21 protein-coding genes are annotated in these 25,068 nt (G+C 53.9%); 9 read left to right on the plus strand and 12 right to left on the minus strand.

The window, feature by feature from the left end; genetic code table 11:
* The first annotated feature begins 140 nt into the window (after positions 1 to 140).
* The 4 genes from FUA23_RS04815 to FUA23_RS04830 all read left to right on the plus strand — a co-directional run bounded on the left by FUA23_RS04815 (position 141) and on the right by FUA23_RS04830 (position 5,554).
* Positions 141 to 1,355 carry a M14 family zinc carboxypeptidase gene (locus FUA23_RS04815; protein ID WP_147929592.1) on the plus strand — a complete coding sequence of 405 codons (1,215 nt, stop codon included), beginning with the start codon at positions 141 to 143 and terminating at the stop codon, positions 1,353 to 1,355.
* 215 nt (positions 1,356 to 1,570) lie between these two features.
* Positions 1,571 to 3,202, plus strand: a complete 1,632-nt coding sequence (gene pruA / locus FUA23_RS04820; protein WP_147929593.1) for an L-glutamate gamma-semialdehyde dehydrogenase — start codon at positions 1,571 to 1,573, stop codon at positions 3,200 to 3,202.
* A 230-nt stretch (positions 3,203 to 3,432) separates the two neighbouring features.
* Complete coding sequence (locus tag FUA23_RS04825) at positions 3,433 to 3,705, plus strand: DUF4212 domain-containing protein (RefSeq protein WP_147929594.1); 273 nt, start codon at positions 3,433 to 3,435, stop codon at positions 3,703 to 3,705.
* 133 nt (positions 3,706 to 3,838) lie between these two features.
* Positions 3,839 to 5,554 carry a sodium:solute symporter family protein gene (locus tag FUA23_RS04830; RefSeq protein ID WP_147929595.1) on the plus strand — a complete coding sequence of 572 codons (1,716 nt, stop codon included), beginning with the start codon at positions 3,839 to 3,841 and terminating at the stop codon, positions 5,552 to 5,554.
* Between the two features lie 12 nt (positions 5,555 to 5,566).
* Here the strand turns inward: FUA23_RS04830 and FUA23_RS04835 are convergent, their stop codons facing one another.
* Positions 5,567 to 5,944, minus strand: a complete 378-nt coding sequence (locus FUA23_RS04835) for a low molecular weight protein tyrosine phosphatase family protein (RefSeq protein ID WP_246144033.1) — start codon at positions 5,942 to 5,944, stop codon at positions 5,567 to 5,569.
* 2 nt (positions 5,945 to 5,946) lie between these two features.
* Here FUA23_RS04835 and FUA23_RS04840 point away from each other — a divergent pair, with 2 nt between their 5' ends.
* Both FUA23_RS04840 and FUA23_RS04845 read left to right on the plus strand, forming a co-directional pair.
* Entirely contained in the window at positions 5,947 to 6,180 is a 234-nt protein-coding gene (locus tag FUA23_RS04840; protein ID WP_147929596.1) for a T9SS type A sorting domain-containing protein, read from the plus strand.
* 183 nt (positions 6,181 to 6,363) lie between these two features.
* Positions 6,364 to 7,575, plus strand: a complete 1,212-nt coding sequence (locus FUA23_RS04845) for an NADH:flavin oxidoreductase/NADH oxidase family protein (protein ID WP_147929597.1) — start codon at positions 6,364 to 6,366, stop codon at positions 7,573 to 7,575.
* Between the two features lie 107 nt (positions 7,576 to 7,682).
* Here FUA23_RS04845 and FUA23_RS04850 read toward each other — a convergent pair whose 3' ends face one another.
* The 6 genes from FUA23_RS04850 to FUA23_RS04875 form a co-directional block, all read right to left on the minus strand.
* Positions 7,683 to 8,318 (minus strand): NAD(P)H-dependent oxidoreductase, encoded by a 636-nt coding sequence (locus tag FUA23_RS04850; RefSeq protein WP_147929598.1) that lies wholly within the window; start codon positions 8,316 to 8,318, stop codon positions 7,683 to 7,685.
* A 7-nt stretch (positions 8,319 to 8,325) separates the two neighbouring features.
* Complete coding sequence (locus tag FUA23_RS04855; protein ID WP_147929599.1) at positions 8,326 to 9,213, minus strand: 3-hydroxyacyl-CoA dehydrogenase; 888 nt, start codon at positions 9,211 to 9,213, stop codon at positions 8,326 to 8,328.
* Between the two features lie 11 nt (positions 9,214 to 9,224).
* A complete protein-coding gene (locus FUA23_RS04860) occupies positions 9,225 to 9,647 on the minus strand; it encodes an organic hydroperoxide resistance protein (protein WP_147929600.1) in 423 nt (140 codons plus the stop codon).
* A 65-nt stretch (positions 9,648 to 9,712) separates the two neighbouring features.
* The gene (locus tag FUA23_RS04865) at positions 9,713 to 10,351 is read right to left on the minus strand and encodes an SDR family oxidoreductase (RefSeq protein ID WP_147929601.1); all 639 of its coding nucleotides are present in this window, start codon (positions 10,349 to 10,351) and stop codon (positions 9,713 to 9,715) included.
* A 120-nt stretch (positions 10,352 to 10,471) separates the two neighbouring features.
* Positions 10,472 to 10,930: a MarR family winged helix-turn-helix transcriptional regulator gene (locus FUA23_RS04870; RefSeq protein ID WP_147929602.1), complete on the minus strand. Its 459-nt coding sequence runs from the start codon at positions 10,928 to 10,930 to the stop codon at positions 10,472 to 10,474.
* Positions 10,923 to 11,369 (minus strand): DoxX family protein, encoded by a 447-nt coding sequence (locus tag FUA23_RS04875; protein WP_147929603.1) that lies wholly within the window; start codon positions 11,367 to 11,369, stop codon positions 10,923 to 10,925. Before FUA23_RS04875 ends, FUA23_RS04870 begins: the two co-directional genes overlap by 8 nt.
* A gap of 254 nt (positions 11,370 to 11,623) precedes the next feature.
* Between FUA23_RS04875 and acs the strand changes: the two genes are divergently transcribed.
* From acs to aroC, 3 genes are all read left to right on the plus strand, one after another.
* Positions 11,624 to 13,528: an acetate--CoA ligase gene (gene acs, locus FUA23_RS04880; RefSeq protein ID WP_147929604.1), complete on the plus strand. Its 1,905-nt coding sequence runs from the start codon at positions 11,624 to 11,626 to the stop codon at positions 13,526 to 13,528.
* Positions 13,529 to 13,720: 192 nt separating this feature from the next.
* Positions 13,721 to 14,116 (plus strand): hypothetical protein, encoded by a 396-nt coding sequence (locus FUA23_RS04885; protein WP_147929605.1) that lies wholly within the window; start codon positions 13,721 to 13,723, stop codon positions 14,114 to 14,116.
* Positions 14,117 to 14,339: 223 nt separating this feature from the next.
* Positions 14,340 to 15,422: a chorismate synthase gene (gene aroC, locus FUA23_RS04890; RefSeq protein ID WP_147929606.1), complete on the plus strand. Its 1,083-nt coding sequence runs from the start codon at positions 14,340 to 14,342 to the stop codon at positions 15,420 to 15,422.
* Positions 15,423 to 15,533: 111 nt separating this feature from the next.
* Here aroC and rfbD read toward each other — a convergent pair whose 3' ends face one another.
* From rfbD to FUA23_RS04915, 5 genes are all read right to left on the minus strand, one after another.
* Positions 15,534 to 16,379, minus strand: a complete 846-nt coding sequence (gene rfbD / locus FUA23_RS04895) for a dTDP-4-dehydrorhamnose reductase (RefSeq protein ID WP_147929607.1) — start codon at positions 16,377 to 16,379, stop codon at positions 15,534 to 15,536.
* A gap of 101 nt (positions 16,380 to 16,480) precedes the next feature.
* Positions 16,481 to 17,968, minus strand: coding sequence for a redoxin domain-containing protein (locus FUA23_RS04900; protein ID WP_147929608.1), 1,488 nt, complete (start codon positions 17,966 to 17,968; stop codon positions 16,481 to 16,483).
* 188 nt (positions 17,969 to 18,156) lie between these two features.
* Positions 18,157 to 20,661: a TonB-dependent receptor domain-containing protein gene (locus FUA23_RS04905; RefSeq protein ID WP_246144035.1), complete on the minus strand. Its 2,505-nt coding sequence runs from the start codon at positions 20,659 to 20,661 to the stop codon at positions 18,157 to 18,159.
* Positions 20,662 to 22,008: 1,347 nt separating this feature from the next.
* A complete protein-coding gene (locus tag FUA23_RS04910) occupies positions 22,009 to 23,280 on the minus strand; it encodes a proline dehydrogenase family protein (RefSeq protein WP_147929609.1) in 1,272 nt (423 codons plus the stop codon).
* Between the two features lie 59 nt (positions 23,281 to 23,339).
* On the minus strand, positions 23,340 to 24,851 hold the full coding sequence (locus FUA23_RS04915) for a lipopolysaccharide biosynthesis protein (RefSeq protein WP_147929610.1): 1,512 nt from the start codon (positions 24,849 to 24,851) through the stop codon (positions 23,340 to 23,342).
* Between the last annotated feature and the right edge of the window lie 217 nt (positions 24,852 to 25,068).

Consider the following 25,068-nt stretch of genomic DNA (forward strand, 5'->3'; position numbering starts at 1 on the left):
CGCAAATGTATGGAAATATGCAGCGTGCTTCCCGCTTGAACAAATAAGCAGCTAAACACGTAAATTTAAACAATCAATAGCTTTGCGGGGTACACCCAGCTGTAAAATCTGCGTTAACCACAAATAAACTACCTTGCAATATGCGCTGGTTTCTCTACTTCCTCCTCTTCCCTTTGTTCTTACTTACTCAGTCACAGGTAAGTATCTCGGCGCAAAAGGTCCTGGCACCACAGCCGGTTTCGCTGATTCCTGCTTCCGGTTACCCTTCTTACCCGGAATACATAGCGATAATGGAAGGCCTCGCAAAGCGCTATCCAGACAAATGCGCGTTGGAGATATGGGGAACATTACCTTCTGGCCGTCAAATTTTAACATTACATTTAACCAAAGAAATTGATAGTCCGATGGCGCGGCCGCAGGTGCTGTGTTCCGCTACCATGCATGGCGATGAGACGGCGGGCTACTGGTTGCTGCTCCAGCTGGCCGAGCAACTACTGATGAACAACCCCGGTAACGTTCTTGAAGACCTCGACATTTTCATCAATCCGCTGGCAAACCCCGACGGAGCCTACCGCCGCGGCAACGAAAGCCTCCGCGGCGCCAGCCGCGGCAATGCCGCCAACGTTGACCTGAACCGCAATTACCCTGACCCCGACGACGGCCCCCACCCCGATGGCTTCGACTATCAGCCGGAAACCCGAATATTCATGCAAGCCGCCCGGGAACACAGCTTTGACCTTGCCATCAACCTGCACGGAGGAGCGGAGGTATTCAATTATCCCTGGGATACTTACCGCGAGCGCCACCCCGACACGGAATGGTGGAGCCGCATCAGCCGCGATTTTGCCAGCAGGGCCCAGACCGCCAGTGGCCGTAGCGGGTACTTCAACGACCGCCACAACGGAGTTACAAATGGTCATGACTGGTACCCCATCGCCGGCTCCCGGCAGGATTACATGAACTACTACCATCGTTGCCGCGAAGCCACCCTGGAGGTAAGCGACCGCAAACACTTCCCACCCGATGACCTGCCCCAGCTCTGGGACTGGATTTCGCCAGGCCTCCTGGGCTTCATCAATGAGGCACGCCTGGGCCTCCACGGCGTAGTAACCGACCGGGAAACCGGCAACCCGATTGCAGCTCAGCTGACTGTTCCTGGTCATGACCGGTCAAACTCCGACGTCTTCGCCGATGGGGCCTACGGCAACTTCCACCGCTACCTGGCCGAAGGCGACTATCAAGTGCTTTTCTCGGCTCCCGGCTTTGTACCACAGTGGCGAAACGTTACCATCCGTAATGGCCGGCGGACAAATATTGAGGTGAAGATGGAACGCCTGGAAGCCACCAGAAAATAACCTCGTTGCTAAGGCCGAAGAGCAGTCCCTCCGAAACCCCTCTTTGCACCTGCGGCCGCGCCTCAGTCTCTCTCAATTCAGAAGTAAAGATGGCAAGGACGAAGCTCATCACTGCCCTCAGCCGCCAACGATGGGCTGAATTAAAGCGCCCATCAATCAACCAATTGCCTGCTCAAGGCATTCGCCTTACATTCGCACCAACCAAATAACCACCAATGTCTAACGCCATTTTCAATATAGCCGTGCCCTACAATGAGCCCGTGCTGAGTTACGCCCCGGGAAGCCCGGAAAAGAAGGCCCTGCTGGCCGCCATCCATAAAGCCAAATCGAAACAATCTGAACTGCCCGCTTTCATTAACGGAAAGCGCGTGCTCGACGGAGAAAAAGTCAGCGTTCATCCGCCCCACGAACACGCCCATACCCTTGGCCACTTTTACCGGGGCACAAAGGAGCACGTTCACCAGGCTATTGACGCAGCCCTGGCGGCCAAGCAAAGCTGGGCCGACACGCCATGGCACGAACGTGCCGCTGTTTTCCTGCGTGCAGCCGACCTGCTGGCCGGCCCTTATCGTGCCCGTATGAACGCCGCCACGATGCTCGCTCAAAGCAAGAATGCTTACCAGGCAGAGATCGACGCCGTTGCTGAGATGTGTGATTTCTTCCGCTTCAACGCATACTTCCTGCAGGAAATCTACCGCGAGCAACCTCTCATTAGCCCTGCTACCATCTGGAACAAGCTGGAGTATCGTCCGCTGGAAGGCTTTATTCTCGCCATTACGCCGTTCAACTTCACCAGTATTGCGGCCAACCTGCCCGCCGCTCCTGCGATGTGCGGCAACACCGTTGTCTGGAAACCAGCCGAAACTCAGATTTACAGTGCCGTCGTGATTATGGAACTGTTCGAAGAGGCTGGCCTTCCCCCCGGAGTTATCAACCTCATCTACACCGATGGCCCCGAAGTGGGAGACATCGTATTTAAGCACCGCGACTTTGCGGGTCTGCACTTCACCGGCAGCACCGGCGTTTTCCAGCACCTTTGGAAAGAGATCGGGACGAACATCGACAAGTACCGCTCCTACCCCCGCGTGGTTGGGGAAACCGGCGGTAAAGACTTCATCATCGCCCACAAAGATTCCGACGCGGAGCAGGTCGCTGTCGCGATGTTGCGCGGCGCTTTCGAATTCCAGGGGCAGAAGTGCTCTGCAGCCAGCCGAGCGTACATCTCCGCCGGCCTCTGGCCGGCCGTCAAAGAACGCTTGCTTAAAGATATGAACACCCTGAAGATGGGTTCCGTCGAAGACTTCGGCAACTTCGTCAACGCCGTCATCGACGAGCGCTCGTTCGATAAGATCGCCAAGTACATCGACGGCGAAAAGAAAAATCCGGATGCCGAAATCATCGCAGGCGGAGGCTACGACAAATCTGAAGGCTACTTCATCGAGCCAACCGTGATCGTAACTAAAGACCCCCACTCCACTACCATGGAGGAGGAAATCTTCGGCCCTGTCCTTACCGTCTACGTCTTCGAAGACAACTGCTGGGAAGAAGCACTTCACCTCGTAGACACCACCAGCCCATACGCGCTGACCGGTGCCGTCTTCGCAACCGACCGCAACATCATCGACCACGCAACGAAGGCCTTGGCCAACTCTGCGGGTAATTTTTACGTGAACGACAAGCCCACCGGCGCAGTTGTTGGCCAGCAGCCCTTCGGCGGAGCCCGTGGCTCCGGTACAAACGATAAAGCAGGCTCGGCCCTCAACCTCACCCGCTGGATGTCGCCACGCCTGATCAAGGAGAACTTCAACGCTCCGCGTGATTACCGCTACCCTTTCCTGGGGGAGTAAGTTGTGACGTTGCCGAGTCCCTCGGTTATTTCCTTCAGAACAACGGCCCTATCCGGATTTTCCGGATGGGGCCGTTGTCGTTTCTAAACGTCGAAGAAAAAATATATGCGTCAGTAGCACCACAAACGGACCACATCAGGCAATTAAACAACAATACGAGGCCATTAACACGCATAATAATTCCGTCAATTGATTACATTACCGAAGAATTATGTTAAGACTTAAAGATCATGCCAACACCAACAAATGAAAATCAATCCATCCGGACTGCCTATTGGCGGGAGAACCTGACCTATTTAGTTGTTCTCCTTTTCGTGTGGTTCATCGTCAGCTATGGCTGCGGGATTCTGTTCGTTGACCAGCTCAACAACTTCAGAATTGGAGGAGCCAAGCTGGGTTTTTGGTTCGCGCAACAGGGGTCGATCTACGTCTTCGTGGGGCTCATCTTTATCTATGTCTGGCTAATGAACCGGCTGGACAAGAAGTACGGCTTCGAGGAGTGAGTTGGGGGGTGTTGGGGTCACTGAGTTGCTACCGCACGAGGCAGGCACAACAACGCCTGCCAAGCCTCCGACGCCTCCAACATGCGGCAGCAACTCACCAACTCAGTAACTCAACAACTCACCTTTTGATATCATGACCGTACAAACCTGGACTTTCCTTATCGTCGGCCTGACCTTCGCCCTCTACATTGCTATTGCCATTTGGGCCAGAGCGGGATCTACCCACGAATTCTACACTGCCGGCGGAGGCGTTCACCCCATAGCCAACGGCATGGCTACTGCGGCCGACTGGATGAGCGCGGCGAGCTTTATTTCCATGGCCGGCATTATCAGTTTTGCCGGTTACGATGGTTCTGTCTATCTGATGGGCTGGACCGGAGGCTACGTTTTACTGGCCCTCCTGCTTGCGCCCTATCTGCGAAAATTCGGCAAATTCACCGTTCCGGACTTCATCGGAGACCGTTACTACAGCAACACGGCCAGAACTGTGGCGGTCGTTTGTGCCATCGTGGTCAGTTTCACCTATGTTGCCGGTCAGATGCGCGGGGTAGGTCTGGTTTTCAGCAGGTTTCTTGAGGTGGAAATCAATACCGGCGTGTACATCGGAACGGCCATCGTGTTCTTCTACGCCATCATTGGCGGGATGAAGGGTATTACGTACACCCAGGTCGCACAATACTGCGTGCTCATCTTTGCGTTCATGGTTCCTGCGATCTTTATTTCGTTGAACATGACCGGTGAAATCATCCCTCAACTCGGTTTCATCGGAGAGATGAGCGACGGGAGCGGAATGAGCCTGCTGGACAAACTCGACGGATTGCACCGCGAACTGGGCTTCGAAGAATATACGAACGGTACCAAGTCGACGATTGATGTTTTCGCGATCACCTTCGCCCTCATGGCCGGCACGGCGGGTTTACCGCACGTAATTGTTCGTTTCTTCACGGTCCCGAAGGTGAAAGACGCCCGCATTTCGGCGGGCTGGGCGCTCCTGTTCATCGCCATCCTGTACACCACCGCTCCGGCGATTGCGGCCTTTGCCCGTACCAATCTGATCGACACGATGCACAACCAGCCTTACTCCGAAATGCCGGAGTGGTTCAAAAAGTGGGAAGAAACCGGCCTGATTGCCTTCACCGATAAAAACGCAGACGGCCTCATCACCTACGGTCCGGGAGCAATGACGGACGCCACGACCGCCAACGAAGTTTATATCGACAACGACATCATGGTGCTCGCCAACCCCGAAATTGCCGGCCTGCCCGACTGGGTGATCGCCCTGGTGGCAGCGGGTGCCCTGGCTGCGGCACTCTCTACCGCAGCGGGGCTGCTGCTCGTGATCTCTACGGCCATTTCGCGCGACCTGATGAGAATGCAGGTGAAGCCCGACATGAGCGAAAAAGAAGAATTGTGGTGGGCACGGGGCGGGGCCGCAGGTGCAGTGATCATTGCGGCATACTTCGGGATCAATCCTCCGGGTTTCGTTGCGGCGACGGTGGCACTTGCCTTCGGCCTTGCCGCGGCAAGTTTTTTCCCGGCCATTGTGCTTGGCATCTTCGATAAGCGGATGAACCGCGAAGGAGCCATCTCCGGAATGGTCATCGGCATACTGCTCATGTTTGGCTACATGGCCGTCTTCAAGCTCGGCTGGTTTGTTGATGAGGTTCCACCAAGCTCCAGCTGGTGGTTTGGCATCTCGCCCGAAGGCTTCGGGACGGTAGCGATGATGGTCAACCTCGTCGTAGCGGCCACCGTGAGCCGCATGACCTCGCCGCCACCGGCGGCGGTCCAATCCATTGTCGAAGACATCCGGATCCCGAAGGGGGCCGGAGCAGCAATAGACCACTAAACGAGAAACCATTTATTCCTGCTCTCGTAACCAGTCTGCTACTACGTCTTCCAACTCCCCGATGAGGTCTTCGTCCATGTACTTATACTCGTCGGGGATGTCGAGCACTTCGATATTGAGGTACTTTGTTTCGCCCGGAAAGCGTGAAAGAAGGTAGTGGTGGTGTTTCTTCTCCATCACGAACACAACGTCTGCCCACCTGAGCAACCCGCCGTTTACCCGAACCCGGGCTTTAGCGACCGTTCCGGCAGACCTGACGGAAATGTCATCACGTTTCCGGAAGATCGTTTCAGCGGTAAGGCTCCGCCACTGGTTACGGCTACAGATGAAAAGGAGGTTTTGCATAGGAACCGGAAAACGCTTTTCGGTCAGGAACAGTTCCTTAAACATTCATTGCACCTGCGGCCGCGCCTTTTAGCCTCTTTCCGAACCCCGTTGGCAACGTACTCTCGTTGCGCAACTTCCCCGAAGACGCTACTTTCCGTCTGGTTGACACCAACGGACGCATCCTTCGGCAGGGTGCATTGAAGCCGCAACTGGAAATATCCGATTTGCCCGCCGGAGCGTACCAGTTTACAGCTACCGGCCATAACTGGCAAGTGAACCAACGGGTAATCAAGGAGTAAGGTGTTGCAGTGGCTTCAGCGTTTAGTTGGGGCCACTCTAAATCATTGGCGGAATTGCAGGCGCGGACGCAGGTGCAAGGGAAGTTTTTTAAGAAGCAAAGAACGTCCTGGTACACTTACTCGTTCTCCACCAGACGAGCAAAATTCACCAACTGCTTTTTCCAGCTACTTCAAACCTCCTGAATGGACATCCTCCAACAAAAACTACAGTTACCCAACGGATCAACTTTAAGCAACCGGATCGCTAAGTCTGCCATGAGTGAAAACCTTTCGGACAAGGATCACCGGCCTTCCCCTACCCTGATCAGGGCCTACAAGGAATGGGCCCGGAGTGGTGCTGGCTTGCTGATGACGGGTAACGTGATGATTGATTCAGCAGCCATCGGGGAACCGAGGAACGTGGTCGTTGAAAACCGCGACAATTTCGAACTTCTCAAGCAATGGGCAGCAACCACCAGCGGTACCGATACCCAACTGTGGGTTCAGGTGAACCACCCCGGCCGCCAGGCGATGGAGCAGATCAACAGCGTTTTAAAGGCTCCTTCCGCCGTTGCTCTGAAGATGGGTGGCCGAAAAGACGCAACGGGTAAAATCCCCGAAGCCCTGACCGAAGCTGAGATTCTTGAGATCATCGATCGCTTTGGCACCACCTCACTCATCCTGAAAGAAGCCGGCTTTGCCGGAGTCCAGATTCACGGAGCGCATGGTTACCTCGTAAGCCAGTTCTTGTCTCCCAATGCGAACGTAAGAACCGACAAATGGGGCGGCAGTCCGGAAAACCGTTCCCGATTCGTCGTTGAAGTGTACCGAAAGATCAGAGCTATGGTAGGTGATGACTTTCCCATCGGGATCAAGCTCAATTCTGCTGACTTTCAAAAAGGCGGATTCTCCGAAGAAGAATCGATGGAGGTCGTCAAGATCCTTTCCCGTGAAGGCATCGACCTGATCGAGATCTCCGGTGGAACCTACGAAGCCCCCGCGATGATGGGGGCCCGTAAGGCCAGCACGGTAAAGCGCGAGGCGTACTTCATGGACTATATCGAAAAGGCCCGCAAGGTCACGGATACCCCCCTGATGCTGACCGGCGGGTTCCGAACCGCCGCAGTAATGCGGGATGCAGTTGCTTCAGACCAACTCGACGTCGTTGGCATCGCACGTCCCTTCACTATTTACCCGAACATTGGCAACGATATTTTCGAGGGGAATCGCGCGGAGTTCCCGACCGACACCACAAAAACAGGCGTCAAAGCCATCGATGGCTTCATGAATATCATCTGGTATGAAGCCCAGATCAAACGGATAGGCCAAGGAAAAGCACCTGCTCCGCAGCTGAGTGCCTGGACCGTCTTCCTGAAGTATTTCTGGTTGATCATCAAGCACAAAATTGGCATCTAACGCCTCTGACTGCCGCCGGGCAAAATATTTTTCTTCCGGAAATACAAAAGGGCACTACCAGATCAGCTGATCCGGTAGTGCCCTTATTTTCGAAGCAGGATTGATCCTTATTTGTATTCAGTTACAAACTCCTCTTTGGGGTTGCGCACTTTTTTCATGCTTGCCAACCAATCACCTTCTTTTGCCCGGTAGCCCAGGTAAAGCAGGGTAACACTTCTGAGTCCTTTTTCCCTGAGGCCAAGTGCCTCATCGACCAAAGCGGGGTCAAAGCCTTCGGCCGGAGTGGCATCAACTTTGAGCTCGGCAGCCTGGGCGATGGATAGCGCGAACCCGATGTAAGACTGGCGCGCGGTATGATCGAAATTCTCTTCAGCAGACTGATTGAGGTACATTTCCTTCAGCTTATCTGTGTAGCTGCTGAAGCGGCCCTGAGGCAGTCCTCTTTCCTCGGTCGTCCGGTCGTAGATAGCGTCGATGCGCTCTTCGGTATAACGATCCCAGGCCGCAAATACGAGTACGTGGGAGCAATCCACCATCACCTCAGGATTGAGCACCTTCGGAGCCAGTTTCTCTTTAATTTCCTGGTTGCTTACCACCAGAACCCGAAACTGCTGTAATCCGGAAGAAGTTGGTGCCAACCGGGCAGCCTCTACGATCTTGTCGACGTCTTCCTGGCTGACCTTCTTAGTGGGGTCGTAAGCCTTAGTGGCGTAACGCCACTGTAAATCATCTAATAATGCCATAATATTTTTATTTAGTGTTTGCGGAAGCAGAAGCCGGGTATTTATAAAACCCTTCGCCAGTGGCTACTCCTAACTTTCCTTTGTCGATATAATTTTCTTTCAGGTAATCAACAACCTGCTGCTTCAGCGGATCACCTGTTTTCTCCGCTGATATCTTGTAGATGTTATAGGCCGTCGTGATTCCAACTACGTCAAGAATCCTGAATGGCCCTGCGGGAGCACCGGTTCCCATTACCCACGTTTTGTCGACGGTTTCGATATCCGCTACGCCTCTGACCAGCAGGTCCAGCGCTGCGCCCAGGAAAGGAACCAGCAACGTGTTGATGATATAGCCGGGTTGTTCCTTGTGGAGAGGCAGAGCGACCATCCCGATAGATTTTGCGAACGCGACCAGTGTATCGAACACTTCGGCATCCGTTCCGGGGTGGCCCATGATTTCAGCCGTATTGTGCTTCCAGATTTCGTTGGCGAAGTGAAGCGCAGCGAACTGCGCCGGGCGGCCCGTTGAGTCAGCAAACTGGCTGGGCAGCATCGTCGATGAGTTCGTAGCGAAGATGGTCTTCGCGGGAGCTACGCCGGCCAATTTCTCGTAAAAACCAATCTTGATGGAAGGGTTCTCAGGGATCGATTCGATCAGCAGATCGGCATCAGCGACCGCTGTTGCCAGGTCAGCCGAAAGGCTCAGACGGTCAATGGCGTCATCTACCTCTTGTTGCGAGGCTTCAAGGTCTGCTTTGAATGCTTCTCCCAATTTCAGGAAGGTGGCTTTCGCCTTCTCCAGCACCTCATCGCTGATGTCGTAAACCGTAACAGCGTAGCCGTGGAATGCCGTCTGGAACGCAATCTGCGCTCCCAAAACCCCACTGCCCGCTATAGTTACATTCTTGATGTCCATGGATTTGGTTCTTAGTTGTTGGTTACGGATAATTCCACATCAATATTGCCGCGGGTGGCGTTGGAATAGGGGCATACCTGGTGGGCCTTTTCAACCAACTCCTGCGCTTGCTCCGTGCTTACACCCGGAACGTTTACGGCCAATACTGCAGCGAGTCCGAATCCGCCGTTGTCGGTTTTACCGATGCTTATTTTAGCATTTACGCTCGTTTCACCGGTTTCTACCTTGCTCTGTTTGATGACAAGATTGAGGGCACTGTCGAAGCAGGCAGCATAACCCGCTGCGAAGAGCATTTCGGGGTTTGCGTAGTCATCGTTCGCTCCGCCGAGAGCCTTTGGCATTCTGACTTCGAGGTCCAACACCCCGTTATCGCTTTTTACGTGGCCGTTACGGCCACCGGTTGCAGTTGCTTCTGCAGTGTACATCGCTTTCATAATATTGTTGTTTTACTGGTTTGCCACCCGTTGCGGCAGCGTTGATTTGATTATTTAGGGATTGTTCAGGAAGGACGAACCGCTTTTTCGACGGGTGCGTCTCCTGAGACAATTTCGAATGTTTCGTTGTGCATCACGTCATCATCAAGAACTTCGACCAGCGTTCTGGCAACGTCGGCCCGGGGGATGCTTCCCTGAGAATCCAACTTTTTCCTGAGGGTGATTTTCCCGCTACCGGACTCGTCCGTCAGGCTGCCCGGGCGGACGATAGTGTAGTTCAGGCCAGTAGCCCGCAGATGCTCATCGGCATTATGCTTTGCCTCCAGGTAATCCTGGAGTTCGTCGCTGGCCGAGGGGTTATCGGCCCCCATAGAACTGAGCATCACAAACTTTCGGCCTCCGGCTTTTTTGGTGGCGTCGGCCAGTTTCTTCGCTCCGTCCTGGTCTACGGCTTTTAGCTTCTTACCTTTCGATCCTGCAGCGAAAATCACTTTATCTGCGTTTTCGACGGCGTGGCTGAGGTCTTCCGTCAAATCTGCGAGAACGGTGTCTACCTGATCTTTCTCGAACCGGTCCTTTTGTTCTTGTTTACGGACCATAGCGATGGGGTTATAATTGGCTGAGTCTTTCAGTAACTGAACGATTTGTCTTCCGGTGGTTCCGTTGGCTCCGGCGATCAGTACATTTTGCTTATCGGCATTCATAATTGATGGTTTTAAATTGGTCTCTTAAAAAATGATTCGGCTGAGGAAGCAGTAAGTTTACGGCCTCCGCCTTCAGACCTATGACCGGCAGCAGTTATGGAATGTTCGTTCTGAAAAGTATCAATTCTCTTTCACCGGCCTGTCTGACAGCACCTTGATCCATTCATCGAGCTTTTCTTTGAGTTGGAGTACATCGGCCAATTTTATATTGTCGGCGACCAACCCATCGAGCAACTTTTGGGGGACAGACTGGGCTTCAACCTTCAACTGCTTCCCTTTTTCGGTGAGCTGAACGATAACGCTCCTTTCGTCCTCAGCAGACCGACGGCGACTCAGAAGTTCCAACTTTTCCATCCGTTTCAGTAAGGGAGAGAGCGTATTGGTGTTGAGAATCAACCGGTCAGTTATTTTGCTGACCGCCACCCCATCCTCTTCCCAGAGCACCAATAGCACCAGGTACTGCGGGTAAGTAAGCCCCAGCTTATCCAGAAAGGGTTTATAGGCTTTCGTGATCAGTCTCGAGGCCGAATAGATCGGAAAACAAACCTGATTTTCCAGCTTTAATTTTGCATCATCCATGGGTGAGTTGTTTTTCGTTATTGCGTGTCCGCCAGGCCTTCCATGCTCCGGAAGACCACAAAGCCCAAACGATAAGCACGGGTTGAAAGAACAGACGAATCAAACGGGCCCGGTCTGAATCCAAAGCACCAAAGGCATCCTTCCCGTCCATATACTGCGCTATGTTACCGGGAAATATGAGGACAAAAAATATCGCCAGAGCCCAACCGAAGTTGACCCTTTGGTTCTTCCAGAGTGCCAGCCCCAGTCCAAGCAGCATTTCTACGATACCAGACAAGATTACCACCAGGTCTTTACTCAGCGGTACCCAATCGGGTACTTGCGCCTGAAAGTCGACCCGGTTGAACGTCAGATGACTGAAGCCAGCATAGATCATAAATACCGCCAACAGGATGCGGAATACGTTTTGAACGATCGTTGTATCGACGTGAGGCTTCATAGTAAATTTAAATCGTGCAAGTTTATATCGTGAACGATACAAATAGTCAGAAGGTTCAGAAAATGATGGTTTTTATCTCCGATGCTGATGGCCAACCCGATAGACAATAATCCAAGAATTGAGGAATTTGGCAACTATCCTCTCATATCGTCCAACAATCTTCCCAAAACCGCTCTTTGCACCCGCGTTCCCGCAAAAAAATCAAAGACAAACCCTACATTGGTACCCGCAATTAAAGTTTAAAGATCCAAATCATGCTACCTACCCAAATCAGCTCTTTTGAGCATTACCAGTCAGAATACGCCCGCTCAGTCGAAAACCCCGAGGGCTTCTGGGCCGGAGAGGCGGAAACCTTCACCTGGCATAAAAAGTGGGACAACACCCTGACCTGGAACTTCGAAGGCCCTGAGGTGAAGTGGTTTGAAGGAGGCAAGTTGAACATCACCGAAAACTGCCTCGACCGGCACCTCGCGGAACGCGGCGACCAAACCGCCATCCTTTTCGAGCCCAACGAGGCTGGTGACCCGGCACGTCACTTCACTTACCGGCAGCTTCACTCCCACGTTTGTAAAGTGGCCAATGCCCTGCGCGAACTCGGCATCAACAAAGGAGACCGGGTCTGTTTTTATATGCCGATGGTGCCGGAGCTGGCTTTCTCGGTACTGGCCTGCGCCCGCATCGGCGCCATCCATTCCGTCGTCTTCGCCGGCTTCAGCGCCCAGGCGCTGGCGGACCGGGTGAACGACGCCGATTGCAAAATGATTATCTGCTCGGACTTCAATAAACGCGGTAGCAAAAACATTGCGGTTAAAGAGGTCGTCGACGAAGCGATGGCCATTGGCTGCCCCTCCGTCGAGACCGTTATGGTGCACAGAAATACTGGCGAAGACATCGGTTGGGACGAGAGCTACGACGTCTGGTACCACGAAAAAGTAGATGGTCAACCCGAGCAGTGCGAAGCCGAAGTGATGGACGCCGAAGACGTTCTTTTCATCCTCTATACTTCCGGATCGACGGGCAAGCCCAAGGGGGTTGTCCATACCTGCGGAGGCTACATGGTGTACGCTGCGTACAGCTTCCTCAACGTATTTCAGTACAAACCGGGAGACGTGTACTGGTGTACGGCCGATATCGGCTGGATCACCGGACACAGTTATATTCTGTACGGTCCGTTGTTGTGCGGCGCGACAACGATGATGTTTGAGGGCGTGCCGACCTACCCCGACGCCGGCCGGTTTTGGGAAATTTGTGCAAAGCACAAGGTGAACCAGTTTTACACCGCTCCAACCGCCATCAGAGCCCTGATGGCCAAAGGAGATCACTTCGTGGAGGGCCACGACCTGAGCAGCCTCAAGGTGATCGGATCGGTCGGGGAGCCCATTAATCTGGAGGCCTGGGAATGGTATAAAGAACACGTTGGCAAAGGCGAAGTCCCTATTGTGGACACCTGGTGGCAAACGGAAACCGGTGGAATCATGATTACCGGCGTTGGTGGCCACAGCCCCCAGAAAGCAACTTTTGCCGGGTATCCGTTGCCGGGCATTCAACCGTGCCTAGTCGATAAAAACACCCTGAAAGTAGAGACAGAAAATCCCGCTGCGGGCCTCCTTGCGGTCAAGTTTCCGTGGCCGGGCATTCTGCGTACGACCTGGGGCGACCACGTGCGCTGCAAGAACACCTATTTCAGCACCGTTCCGGGTATGTACTTTACCGGCGACGGAGCGCGGCGCGACGAGAATGGCATGTACCGGATCGTCGGCCGGGTCGACGACGTCATCAACGTGTCCGGTCACCGGATGGGGACTGCGGAGGTGGAAAATGCGATCGACGAGCATCCGCAAGTAGTGGAATCGGCCGTCGTTGGTTACCCGCACGACATCAAGGGGCAGGGCATTTACGCATACATCATTCTGGGCCCGGAGGCAGGTGCAAACGATGCTTTGAGAGCAGAGATCGTGGCGACGGTTCGCCAGGAGATCGGCCCCATCGCGAAGCCCGACAAGATCCAATTCGTCTCCGAACTGCCCAAAACCCGGTCGGGTAAAATCATGAGGAGGGTTCTGCGCAAGATCGCCGCCGGCGAAGGAGATTCTTTGGGGGATGTGTCTACCTTATTGAACCCTGAAGCCGTCCGGACTATTATTGAAGGTAGAGTTTAGAGGTACCGAGACGGTCCCCGTTCACCGACCCCGTTGCGCAACCGGTATCTTCTGTAAACGTTGCTGCTTTGCCTGCATTCTTACCTCCCGGAGAAAGCACAACTACCCTGAACGAGGGTTCAGGAGCTGTGCTCTGCTGAGTCCGCGCAGCAGAATACACGGTAAAGGGGTTTTGCTTCAAAACAAGATACTATGCTGAAAGTAAGCCTTCCCGTCGGAGACGACCTTCTTGAAATCCACCACAACATGTGGAATGGCAAGGATCAGGTATTCTGGAACGGAGAATCGGTAAGTCGTAAGAACCGCTTTTTTGGCAGCACGCATGTTTTTCGGGTAGCCAACAGCATTACTGGTCGGGAAGACGTGTTCCGGGTGAGGGTCGGGATGGGATTCAACGGTACAACTTACAGCGTGAAGCGCAACGAGCGCGTTTTGCTGGGAACATGGCGGGACCAACTCACCCACGACTCCCGCCGGCAGATGCCAACCGATGACAGCCTGGACCTCAACAATCCCCCACCCCGCCACCGTCCTGATCCAGAGCCGGCTCAGCGCCGAAACTGGTCTGATGAAGACCTGATTGTTTGAGTTGTTCGGCAAGCAATGCCCATCAACCGTCCTGGCACCTGCGGCCGCGCCCGTTAGCTACTTCAGGCTATCATAGATTGTTTTGCCACCGTAAATTCCCGGCAATCCCGGGCTGGAAACTTCTTTTACCGCACCCTGCTGCGTTAACTTTGCCGCCCTCAAATATATTTACGTTTCCCCTGGTGACCGTAATTCAACGACGCACCAACTCCCAAACTTACTCATGGCAGGCAGTTCTCACGGCAAACTCTTCCGCATCTCTACTTTCGGCGAAAGCCACGGCGTCGGCCTTGGCGTCGTCATCGATGGTTGCCCGGCCGGGCTTGATTTCGATCTCGATTTTATTCAGTCCGAGCTGGCCCGCCGCAAACCCGGCCAGAGCCGTATTGTTACCCAGCGCAAAGAAGAAGACGGAGTTAAGGTGCTTTCCGGTGTATTCGAAGGCAAAACCACCGGTACGCCCATCGGCATGGTAATCATGAATAAAGATCAGCGGAGTAAAGATTACGGTCATATTTTCGATAAGTTCCGTCCCAGCCACGCAGACTATACCTTCCACGCCAAGTACGGTGCCCGCGATTACCGCGGCGGCGGGCGCTCCAGCGCCCGCGAAACCGCGGCGCGTGTAGCCGCCGGCGCTGTAGCCCAACTGCTCCTGCGGCATTACGGCATCAGCATCAAAAGCTACGTTTCTCAGGTAGGCAGCATCGTGCTCGACAAATCATACAAAGACCTTGATCTCAGCCAGATCGAAGCCAACGACGTTCGCTGTCCGGACGCAGAGATGGCTGCAGTAATGGAACAGGAAATCCTGACGGTACGTAAAGCGGGCGACACCATCGGTGGTGTTATCACCTGCGTCGCCACCGGCGTACCCGCAGGTTGGGGAGAACCCGTTTTCGATAAACTTCACGCCGACCTGGGCAAGGCGATGCTCAGCATCAACGCATGCAAAGGCTTCGAATACGGCTCCGGCTTCGCCGGCGTGACCATGCGCGGCAGTGAACACAACGACGAGTTTTACACTGAAGAAGACGGAACGGTCCGGACCCGCACCAACCGTAGTGGCGGCATCCAGGGAGGCATCTCCAACGGTGAAGACATTTACTTCCGGACGGCCTTTAAATCAGTCGCTACCATTATCCAAGACCAGGCTTCGGTCAACGAAGCGGGCGAAGATGTAACCGTTACGGGTAAGGGCCGACACGACCCCTGTGTACTGCCCCGGGCCGTAGCCATTGTGGACAATATGGCGGCCCTCGTTCTCGCTGATCATTGCCTGCGGGCGCGGGCGAACCGGTTGTAAAAAGGAGAGACTAAAGGCTGTTTTGCTTCCGGGCTTACAGCCTGAAGGCTTCCGAACAGCGCGTTATATAGTTGCCTCGGCCACCCGGGTATTTTTTGGCGGCTGAGGTAACTATAGCTTCCCGATACATTCTTTCAGTGCCTCCCGCCAGTTGCGGGGCACACCGACTACATTGCTGATTTTTCCGGTATCCAGTACACTGTAACTCGGTCGCTTCGCCGGTGTGGGGTACTGTTCCGTTCTGATCGGCTTCAGGGCACATTCCGTTCCTGACATCTCGAAAATGGCGTGGGCAAAATCATACCAAGAGCATACTCCGCTATTAGCGAAGTTGTACACGCCGGGTTCAGCCTTCGCTTCCACGAGCGCCAGGGCGGCGGCAGCCAGGTCTGCAGCGTACGTAGGGCTACCCACCTGATCCGCTACAATCGATAACTGATCCCGCTCTCCGCCAAGACGCAGCATTGTGCGGACAAAGTTCTGGCCGTATTCGGCGTACACCCAGCTGGTGCGAAGTACGAAAGCATCAGGATGATGCTTCATTACCGCATTTTCGCCTTCAAGCTTGGTCTTTGCGTAGACGCTGGTTCCCATCGTACTGTCGTCTTCTCTCAGCGGACGGTTGTAGTTGTCGGCGTAGACGTAATCTGTACTGAAATGGACGAAGCCGATGCCGGCATCGTAGCAGGCAGCGGCCAGGCGCTTGGCGCCTTCTACGTTTACGAGGCTACACTTTTCGGGCTCCGCCTCCGCTCGGTCTACGGCGGTATAGGCCGCGGCGTTAAAACAGATGTCCGGTTTGGCTTCCGCGAAAGCGGCCCTGAGGTCCGCAGGCTTCGTTATGTCTAACGACGAGCGGTTGTACGCGAAGATGCGTACGCCTTCGAGCGCGCGTGCGGCACCAATTAGTTTTTGGCCCAACTGGCCGCCTGCTCCGCAGATCATTATTCTTTTCATGGGATTGGTTGACATGATGGCGTTGCCATCACAGAGCTAAGATTCAGCGTGTACGCAGAACCCTTCGTAACGTCAGATGCTTTAAGTGGCGATCTGGTGGCCTACTCTTTTTCCTTCGCGATGCGAATAGCATCTTTGAGCTGGGCGACTTTCAGGTTTTTGCCCACAATTACCCGATCCTTGTTCAGGAGGTAAAGTTCCGGCGTATTATCGACGTAGTACGTTTTGAAGATGGAGCGGTTGGTGGGGTCATAGACGTTGGTCCATTCACTCATTCCGTTCGCCTTTACGAAATTCTTCCATTTGGTCTGGTCGGTATCGAGCGCGATGGCGTAGACGTCGAGTTCGCTTTTGAGTTCGTTCATCACCTTCACGAACTTAGGAGTCTCCTCGATACAATGTTCACATTCAGGGTTGTACATGTAGACGGCGATGAAAGGCTTCTTGAGGTCGTAGAGGCGTCTGGGTGTACCGTTCATATCGGGTACGGTGATGTCCGGGCCTTTTTGCCCCACCAGGCTGTAAGCCATCTGATCTGCTCTTTGCTGTAAGCCGTAGACCGTCATGCTGTCCGACCAGAAAGCGCGCTCTTTGGTGAAGTAATTCTGAATCATGTGTACATGGATGGCAGCACCGTCCATTACCGTCGTCTTACCCGGTTCGTACTGGAGGGTGATCCAGTTGGCGAAGAACTTGAAAAACTCCGGCTTGTCGAGCACTTTGCTTATCAGCTTATCGGACGATTCGATGATCGCGTCGGCATTTTGGGGGGTTAACTCCTGGATGTAGCGCTTCAGTTTATTGAAGATCACCGGAGTGTTGAGCAAGCGGATGTCGTTAAAGTCAACGTCGTTCCAGAAGTCTTCGCGGAAGGCAGCTACCTGGGCCTGCTCGTCGATTGTTCCGTCGGGAAGGCGAACGTCCCTCAATTGGGGGTTGCGGCCCGCCCGCTTGAACGAAGTGAACAGGGATTTGGGGTGCTTGGCGAAAAGCTTGTTTTGGTATTCGAGACGTTGGTCTACCAACGCTTTGCGGTCGGCCTGGAGCTTTTCGTATTCGGGAGATCCCGGGCTGGCGCTACGAACGGCGTCTCCCAACTGGCGGAAGTCTTCCTGCTGGCCGGCTTCGAACTTCAGCAACTCGTAGAACAATTCATTCTCTACGCTGCCCTCTACTTTCATATCGCGAAGTGCATTCTGGGCGGTGGGAGCGCTGAGGCTGAAAGTCTGGTCCTGATCGATCAGCAACTGTACGGCTGCTCCGTCGGAGAAGTAACAGTAGTAATGCCCGGGCTTGTAGGGTTCGTCGCGCTTGAAAACGACTGCGTTGCCTTCCACGATTGCTTCATCGGCACGAAATTGCTGTTCCGCAAACTGACCGATTAACAGTGCCCCTTGTAGCGGAACACCACCAATTTCGACGCGAATGTTCGGGCTTTCCAACTCCCGTGCCTCCAGTTCTGCGGTAGAAACAGCGCTGGTAAAACTACTTCCCGAAGAACTTCCGGAGGTGGTGGCAGAAGTTGCTCCGGCAGGGTCCCCACAGGAATACAAAGCGATCAGGACGAGAAAGGACAGTAACTTACGCATGGGAAGGTTGGTTTTACGGGGGGCAAAAGTACAAAATTAGATCGCCTTTGGCCACCGTTAACATTAGCTTTAATACCCATCGTAAAGCCCAACAACCAGAGGGTGGATGATTTCATGCAGAAATGCGACCTCCCTCTGGTTGTACTGACTTATCAAGAAACTATCATCAGATTTGAAAGCGCAACCCCTTACCCTCCTACTCTTCCTGCTTCTTCGGAAAGTCCCGTATTCCGTTTACGACTCTTCACTTTCTGATTACCAAAGTTGTAGCTCAGGCTGAGCGTTGCCCTGCGACTGTCCCAGTTTCCTTTCCCGTTGCTCACCAAACCATTGAATTCGGAGCGGCCACGCCAGCCAGATGTGTACAAAAGGTCGTTGCCGCTGATTTTCACGTTCAACTGATTACCAAAGAACTTCTTCTGAAGGCCGACGTTGAGTGCTCCACTCGTTTTGTACTCGAAAACCCCACCCCAAACGCCCGGGCCGGAGAAGTAGCCACTCAGTTCCGCCGTAAAGCCTTTTGGCAGATTGAACGTTTGCTGCGAAAAAATGCTGTACGTGAAAGCCTGTACGTCAATCGTCGCTCCGTTCTCATACGTCGCCTGGTTGTCCAGGTAGCCCGCGGAGGCGTTGAAGAAGGCATTCCATTTCGGGGTAATCGTAAACGGCAGTGCAGCGCTGAAACTGTAGTTGGTTTGGGTAGCGAGATTGTCCCAGCCAATAAAGCCTGCTGCGGGATTGATGTCGTCCGGACCAATCAGGCGGGTGATCTGGTTGCTCGTCCGGCTGTAACCCAGCTTAAAATTGTACCGGTAGGCCAGGGTATAACCGAGTTCGAGGTTATCGACAATTTCAGGATTGAGAAAGGGATTTCCTTTTTCGTAACTAAGTTGGCTGATCTGGTTCCGGAAAGGATTCAGCACGTTGTAATCCGGCCGGTTGATTCGTCGCCCGTAGTTCAACGATACGGTGTTCCCCTTTTGCTGGTTGATGGCGTAAGTGATTCCGGCACTGGGGAAAAAGCTCACGTAGTTGAGTTCGACCGGTGGTTCCTCGAGGTCTGCACGAAAGGGGCTCAGTATGCCCATTGCGTCGGTCACTTCCGCTCTCAGTCCGGCCGAGTAGCTGACCTGCTCGCTGAGCTTGCCCGCGTAGTTTACGTAAGCGGCAAAGACGTTTTCGTCGTAGTCGAACTGGTTAGATCTATCTCGGTTGAGTACTCTCTCTCCGTCTGCTTCCACGTCGAAATAAAAGAAGGTGTTGTTGGTACCTACCTGACTGAACTTCAGGCCCGCTCCGAACTGGCCTCCCGCAAGTGGTTGTTCGTAATCCAGTTTGGCGGTATAGATATCGATATCCGTTGGGGTATCGAAGTAGTTGTTGATGACGTTGATCGTTTCGGTTCCGTCGCCGCTCAGGTACCTGTTGGGTTGATCGCGCAGGTTATCGTTACGGAAGCGGCCGTAATCGAGATCAACGTTCAGGCTCTTACCCTTGCCCGCGTCATAGCGGTAGTTGATGTTGTACGTCTGCTGTCCGCGGTCGTTGTTACCGTTGGTTTCTGCCCGCAGGAGGCTATCCGGGTTTTCCTGCAGAGCTCCTGCTGTGAACAGGTCGATGTTGTTGTAAGAATAAAAGTCTCCTCCGCTGTTCTGGCCGGAGGCCAGAAAACCGATGGTATGTTTATCGTTCAGGAAGAAGTCTGTTCCAATCCGGAAACTCGGGTTAGCGACTTTGTTGAAAAAGGCGGTATTCTCTTCCAGATAAAGGCCGTTTTGGTAACTCTGGAACTCGAGATTGGTGTAGAACTCGCTAAGGCCGTACCCCAGGGTGCCGAAAACGTTGAGGTTGCGATTGCGGTAATTCCCCGTAAAATTGCCGTTCGCCTGGCTGTAACGGCCCTGGCTCGCTGTGGCGGAGACGGTACCGTTAAATCCTTCGTTTTCGTTTTTCTTCAGGCGGATATCCAGAATACCGGCGTTACCTTCTGCTTCGTACTTTGCTCCGGGGTTGGTGATGATGTCGATGCGGTCGATCTGCTCTGCGGTGAGGCTGCGCAGGTAATTAGACAGGTCTTCTCCGGCCAGGGGAAGCCGTTTCCCGTCAACGTAAACCAGCACCCCCGAACGGCCGAGCACGTTGATGTTGTTGTTATTGTCTACCGTAACACCGGGGGCTTTTCGCAGCAGGTCAAGTCCGTTGTCACCAACGGCATTAATGGTTCCCTGAACGTTGAAAACCGTCCGGTCGGGTTTGATTTCCACAAGCGCTCGGGTAGCGGTAACGGTGGCTTCAGCAAGCTCAACGGCTGCGGGCGCGAGCTGCAATATACCGAGATCGAGCACACCGTTTTTCACCTCGATACCCTCCCTGCGCAGGTCCGGAGCGCCGAGGTAAGTCACCACAAGGTCGTAAGTACCATCGGTAATACCGTCCATTTTAAAGAGGCCGGCGTCATCTGTGGTTTCAACCTTCACGAGTTCTCCTACCGTAGAATACAAGGCTACGTTAGCGAACGCAACGGCCACGCCGTCGGCATCCTGGACCTGGCCTTTGATTTCGAGTTCCCCCTTCAGCTCTATGGCTTCGGCGTTTGGCCCGGCGACATTCTGGGCCATCAGGGCGGGGCCGCAGGTGCAAAGTAAGATCACTAAATAGCAAAGTCGGGTAAAGCAGGGTATTGTCTGTTTCATATCACTTAGTGTTTTCGTGCCTGACTTCAGGCATTCAAACCCTAAAAACGAGCGAGGGGCAGATTGGCTGCACCAACCACTTGTACTTCCTACCGAACCCAGCTGGTTCTCGACCAAAACAACGAAAACATCGACCAGAGAAAACCGCTCCTCAAATTGGCGCGTGGCTACAAGAGAAAGATACACGGCACTACCGACACTTTCGACTATTTTCATTGCGAAGCGACTTTGGCCTTGGCTCCGGCCACTAATTCGGTTGCTGGTGGCCGTTAAAAAGCAAGCTGTATGAGCCAAAACGGAGCGGCTGCATTTCCGAATGGCTATTATACCCGACGGTCACAAGACTTCGAAGGGCAAGTTTGATGGCGAGTTTTTGCTTTTTAGTCCATCAGTGACCGAATTAGTGTTCAGCCGGAGACACAGCCCGAGGGGTTTGCTTCTTTACCCCGTTAAAGAAGGCCGCCGGCAGGCAAGGTGAGACGGGCGGCGACGCTTGCCTGCTACCGGTGCCCGAGGACTACGCTTCTTCCCGTTTTGCCCGTTCATTTTTTTCTTGATAAAAAACGAACTAAAAAAATCAAGGCTGTGCCACCGGCTGATCGTGGAATCCAGTTCTTGAAGCCTAAAATGGAAAAACTCGCGTCGGCGTTGGTCGGGTTGCTTCTAAACCTATCCGTCCATTGAAGTCTGGGTAGCTGAGTCCTAGGCCTTGAGGACACTCGGACAGTTTCCATTTTCAAACGGCTTCAAAAACCGGATTCCACTGCCGGTGCCAAGGCCGAAGCCGGAGTGTCGAAGCTCTGTGCTTTGCTTTAAATTACGGGGCTTAGAGCATTCAGGAAAATCTTTGGTCCGGGCCGCCTTCATCTCCGGTGAACAGCCGGGATGAGCGACCTCTGGTCGCGTAATTGGCACGTAGAGGTTTAGTCGGGGTAAAACTCCTCCACCGACACTTTCGACTATTTTCATTGCGAAGCGACTTTGGCCTTGGCTCCGGCCACTAATTCGGTTGCTGATGGCCGTTAAAAAAGCAAGCTGTATGAGCCAAAACGGAGCGGCTGCATTTCCGAATGGCTATTATACCCGACGGTCACAAGACTTCGAAGGGCAAGTTTGATGGCGAGTTTTTGCTTTTTAGGCCAGCAGTGACCGAATTAGTGATCAGCCGGAGACACAGCCCGAGGGGTTTGCTTCTTTACCCCGTTAAAGAAGGCCGCCGGCAGGCAAGGTGAGACGAGATGTATGACGAGATATGACGCTGTTGCCACCCTGCAAGATTTGCTAAGCACGGAAGTAAAGTCATCTCATTGGCTACAAACTGTAGCGGACCATTGTGACTCACACTAACTACTTCGCAGTAGCTTTAGAGCGCCGGCGCTCTATCTCTTTTCGGATCATCTTCAATTCACGCCCCATCTCCCCCGTCACCGAAGCATTCTCTTGCGCCCGTCTCACCAGGTAGGGCAGCACTTCAGAGACAGGCCCGTACACCAGATACTTGGAGGCGTTGTAGCCTTCTGCAGCGAGATTGAACGTAAGATTATCGGACATCCCGAACAGTTGCGCGCAGCGAATATTAGGATGGTTACGTGGAATATCGTTATCCCGGATCAGTTCCGTCATCAGCCGGACAGAGTCTTCGTTGTGGGTGCCCACGCAGCTTGAAATTTCGTTGACATGCTCGATGCAGTAGCGCAGGGCTTCGTTGAAGTCGCGGTGGGTTGCTTCCAGGCTGGGCTGAATCGGTGTAGGATATCCCATCTCTTTGGCGCGGGCATTTTCTTTAACCATGTATGCACCGCGAACGAGCTTAGTGCCAAGTTTGTAGCCTTCTCTTCTGGCTTTTTCGTGGCTCGCTTTCAAAAACTCCAACCGGTCGTGCCGGTATAGTTGAAAGGTATTGTGCACAATTATTTTTTCCCGGTTGTAGCGGGCCATCATCCGGTCGGCAAGCTGGTCTATGGTGTTCTGCATCCAGCTTTCTTCTCCGTCGATGTAGATGTGAACGCCCCGCTTTTCCGCCTGCGCACAGATGGCATCGAGCCGCTTCACGGTAACCTGGAGCTGTGCGAGGGTGGCATCGTCGAAATCCAGTGGCGCGTCGTTCAGGTGGGTCAGCATCGAGTCCGGGGCAAGAGCAGTTACTTTCACTACTACCGCGTTTGCCGCAGGGGCCTCGCCACTAAACTCGATTCCCCTGAGGGTCTCCTTCATGAAGTTGTTGTAATCCTCGGTGGAACTCTTGGCTTCGGCTCCGTAGTCGAGGATACTCGTCACGTTCTGCTCGTAAAGCTTCTCGATGGTCGGCAGGGCATCCACCAGACTTGTCCCGCCCACGAACTGACGGTACACGGTATTCTTTACTCCCCATGCTGCGCCGGGCAATCCCATTTTGACGGCAGGCACACCAAGGGCAGACATGATATCAGTGAGCCAGGTCTTGCCCATCAGGCTAAACATCCGGCCACTGTGTTTAAGGTCGGCATCGGAGAGGTGAGCGAACGTCGTTTCGGTGTCATCAAAGTCGGGTAAGGGCCGTTTTCGTTGATCCTCCATGTGTCCCTTTACGAGATCTTTAGCGAGGGAAAACTTCTTTACGGGGCCTCCTGATTTTTTCATTTCATACTGGTTAGGGCGGGCAATATCGGGCTAAGGAGCAATTAGTAGGTAGTCAGCTTTTATCCTGACTCCCCATTCAGGAACGTGCTGCGGATCCAGTTTCTTTCCAGAAGCCAGAAAACTACCATTAAAGCCACGAACATTGCTCCTCTAACCGCCATTGCACCCTGCGCTCCGTCGCCTGCTTGCCCCGTAAACAGCGTAGCTGAATACACGGCCAGGCACGCCAGACCAGCATATATCGCGATCCTGCTCCACGGGTAGTTCACCGGGAAGAATTTACGCGACACCAGCCAGGCCAGAAAGCACATGACGATGAAACAGCTCAGCATTGCCCAGGCCATGGCCGCGATGCCGTAATCCGGCACGAACAGGATGCCACCGCCGATGACAATCACGCTGCCCACCGTTGCCACCGCACCGCCATAGATGGTTTTGTCGGTGAGTTTGTAGGCTACGCTGAGGTTGGAGTACAAACCAAAGAAGAAGTTAGCGGCCAGCAGGATCGGCAGTACGTACAGCCCCGCGCGCTCCTCGGCGTCGATGAAGCGCTCCAACCACGGTAAAAACAGCAAAATTGCGGCCGAGGCCAGGGTAGCAACGATGGCGTAAGCCCGGGCTGCATCGGCGTATATCTGCCGGTCGGCAGTAGCCACATCTTTGCCCGCCTGCCGGAAGAAGAACGGCTCGGCAGCATAGTTGTAAGCGGTGATGAACAGGTTGAGGAAAACCGCCAGTTTCGTTGCCGCATTGAAATACCCCGCGTACCGCAGGTTCTCCGTAACCGAACCTCCGTGCCAGAATTTGATCAGCTCGGGGGCGATCAGAAAGTTGATGATTCCCGCAACGCCCACCACCGTGAGCGGCAAACTATAGTTCAGCATCGTTCTGAGTGCCGGAACCGGGCCGGTCTTTTTGCCGTAACGCCGCAGTCCGTCGACCAGCAGGAATACGTACCGGAAGGCCGATGCGAGCGCAATACACAGCAGGTAGTAGCCCACCTGGTAATCGGCGTTATAGCTTATTCCCCAGTGTTCCGTTACGTAGCCGGCGTTCCAGCGCCACACGTAGAGCAGAAGAAAAATGAGGGTGATGTTGACAACGACGTTCCCCAGGTTTACAAAGACGAAGAACCACGCGCGCTGCTCAAGCCGTAAACGGGCCAGCGGCACGGCACTCAGCGCATCGAACGCAACGGTAAAGATGACCAGCTGCACGTACACCACCCGATCGGGGTATTCCAGCCAATCGGCCAACTGGGGCGCAAATAGCAGCATTGCCCCCAACACGGAGACCACCGCCACCGTCACCACCCGCTGGGCTTTGCGGAAAACGGCCGGCGCGCTGTATTCATCGCGGCTGGCGTAACGAAACACAACGGTATCCATCCTGAACACCAGGACGGCAATCAGCAAGGCCGTATAAAACATCAGACCGCCCACCACACCGTACTCTTCCGCAGGCATCAGCCGTGTAATGAAATAGGTAACCAGCACGAAATTGAGCATTCTGCCCAAAATGTTGCTGAAGCCGTAAACGATCGTCTCTCCGCCAAGTTTTTTCAATGACATGCCGCAAAGATAGACGGCCCTGCTTTTTGATCGTCTCCGATTTTGAATATGCCAGCTCTCCGCTACCATCCGCCGGGTGTGGGATAGCATATGTACCAACCGCCGCCCGGGCAGAGATCGGCATTCTACCCAGGCTCAACCCTACGGAGTCTTCGTAAAAACACGAAGTCCGCCGAGCAATCCCGTCCTTTCGTCGAAAAGCGGGACCAAAACCAAT

The sequence above is a fragment of the Neolewinella aurantiaca genome, assembly GCF_008014675.1.
GTDB classification, from domain to species: domain Bacteria; phylum Bacteroidota; class Bacteroidia; order Chitinophagales; family Saprospiraceae; genus Neolewinella; species Neolewinella aurantiaca.

Bases quoted from the DNA above. Each gene is read 5' to 3' on its own strand.
- FUA23_RS04830 (WP_147929595.1), top strand. From the start codon at position 3,839: ATGACCGTACAAACCTGGACTTTCCTTATCGTCGGCCTGACCTTCGCC.
- FUA23_RS04900 (WP_147929608.1), bottom strand. From the start codon at position 17,968: ATGCGTAAGTTACTGTCCTTTCTCGTCCTGATCGCTTTGTATTCCTGT.
- FUA23_RS04870 (WP_147929602.1), bottom strand. From the start codon at position 10,930: ATGGATGATGCAAAATTAAAGCTGGAAAATCAGGTTTGTTTTCCGATC.
- acs (WP_147929604.1), top strand. From the start codon at position 11,624: ATGCTACCTACCCAAATCAGCTCTTTTGAGCATTACCAGTCAGAATAC.
- FUA23_RS04835 (WP_246144033.1), bottom strand. From the start codon at position 5,944: ATGTTTAAGGAACTGTTCCTGACCGAAAAGCGTTTTCCGGTTCCTATG.
- FUA23_RS04905 (WP_246144035.1), bottom strand. From the start codon at position 20,661: ATGAAACAGACAATACCCTGCTTTACCCGACTTTGCTATTTAGTGATC.
- FUA23_RS04845 (WP_147929597.1), top strand. From the start codon at position 6,364: ATGGACATCCTCCAACAAAAACTACAGTTACCCAACGGATCAACTTTA.
- FUA23_RS04865 (WP_147929601.1), bottom strand. From the start codon at position 10,351: ATGAATGCCGATAAGCAAAATGTACTGATCGCCGGAGCCAACGGAACC.
- rfbD (WP_147929607.1), bottom strand. From the start codon at position 16,379: ATGAAAAGAATAATGATCTGCGGAGCAGGCGGCCAGTTGGGCCAAAAA.
- FUA23_RS04885 (WP_147929605.1), top strand. From the start codon at position 13,721: ATGCTGAAAGTAAGCCTTCCCGTCGGAGACGACCTTCTTGAAATCCAC.
- FUA23_RS04910 (WP_147929609.1), bottom strand. From the start codon at position 23,280: ATGAAAAAATCAGGAGGCCCCGTAAAGAAGTTTTCCCTCGCTAAAGAT.
- FUA23_RS04860 (WP_147929600.1), bottom strand. From the start codon at position 9,647: ATGAAAGCGATGTACACTGCAGAAGCAACTGCAACCGGTGGCCGTAAC.
- FUA23_RS04875 (WP_147929603.1), bottom strand. From the start codon at position 11,369: ATGAAGCCTCACGTCGATACAACGATCGTTCAAAACGTATTCCGCATC.
- FUA23_RS04850 (WP_147929598.1), bottom strand. From the start codon at position 8,318: ATGGCATTATTAGATGATTTACAGTGGCGTTACGCCACTAAGGCTTAC.
- FUA23_RS04815 (WP_147929592.1), top strand. From the start codon at position 141: ATGCGCTGGTTTCTCTACTTCCTCCTCTTCCCTTTGTTCTTACTTACT.
- FUA23_RS04915 (WP_147929610.1), bottom strand. From the start codon at position 24,851: ATGTCATTGAAAAAACTTGGCGGAGAGACGATCGTTTACGGCTTCAGC.
- pruA (WP_147929593.1), top strand. From the start codon at position 1,571: ATGTCTAACGCCATTTTCAATATAGCCGTGCCCTACAATGAGCCCGTG.
- aroC (WP_147929606.1), top strand. From the start codon at position 14,340: ATGGCAGGCAGTTCTCACGGCAAACTCTTCCGCATCTCTACTTTCGGC.
- FUA23_RS04855 (WP_147929599.1), bottom strand. From the start codon at position 9,213: ATGGACATCAAGAATGTAACTATAGCGGGCAGTGGGGTTTTGGGAGCG.
- FUA23_RS04825 (WP_147929594.1), top strand. From the start codon at position 3,433: ATGCCAACACCAACAAATGAAAATCAATCCATCCGGACTGCCTATTGG.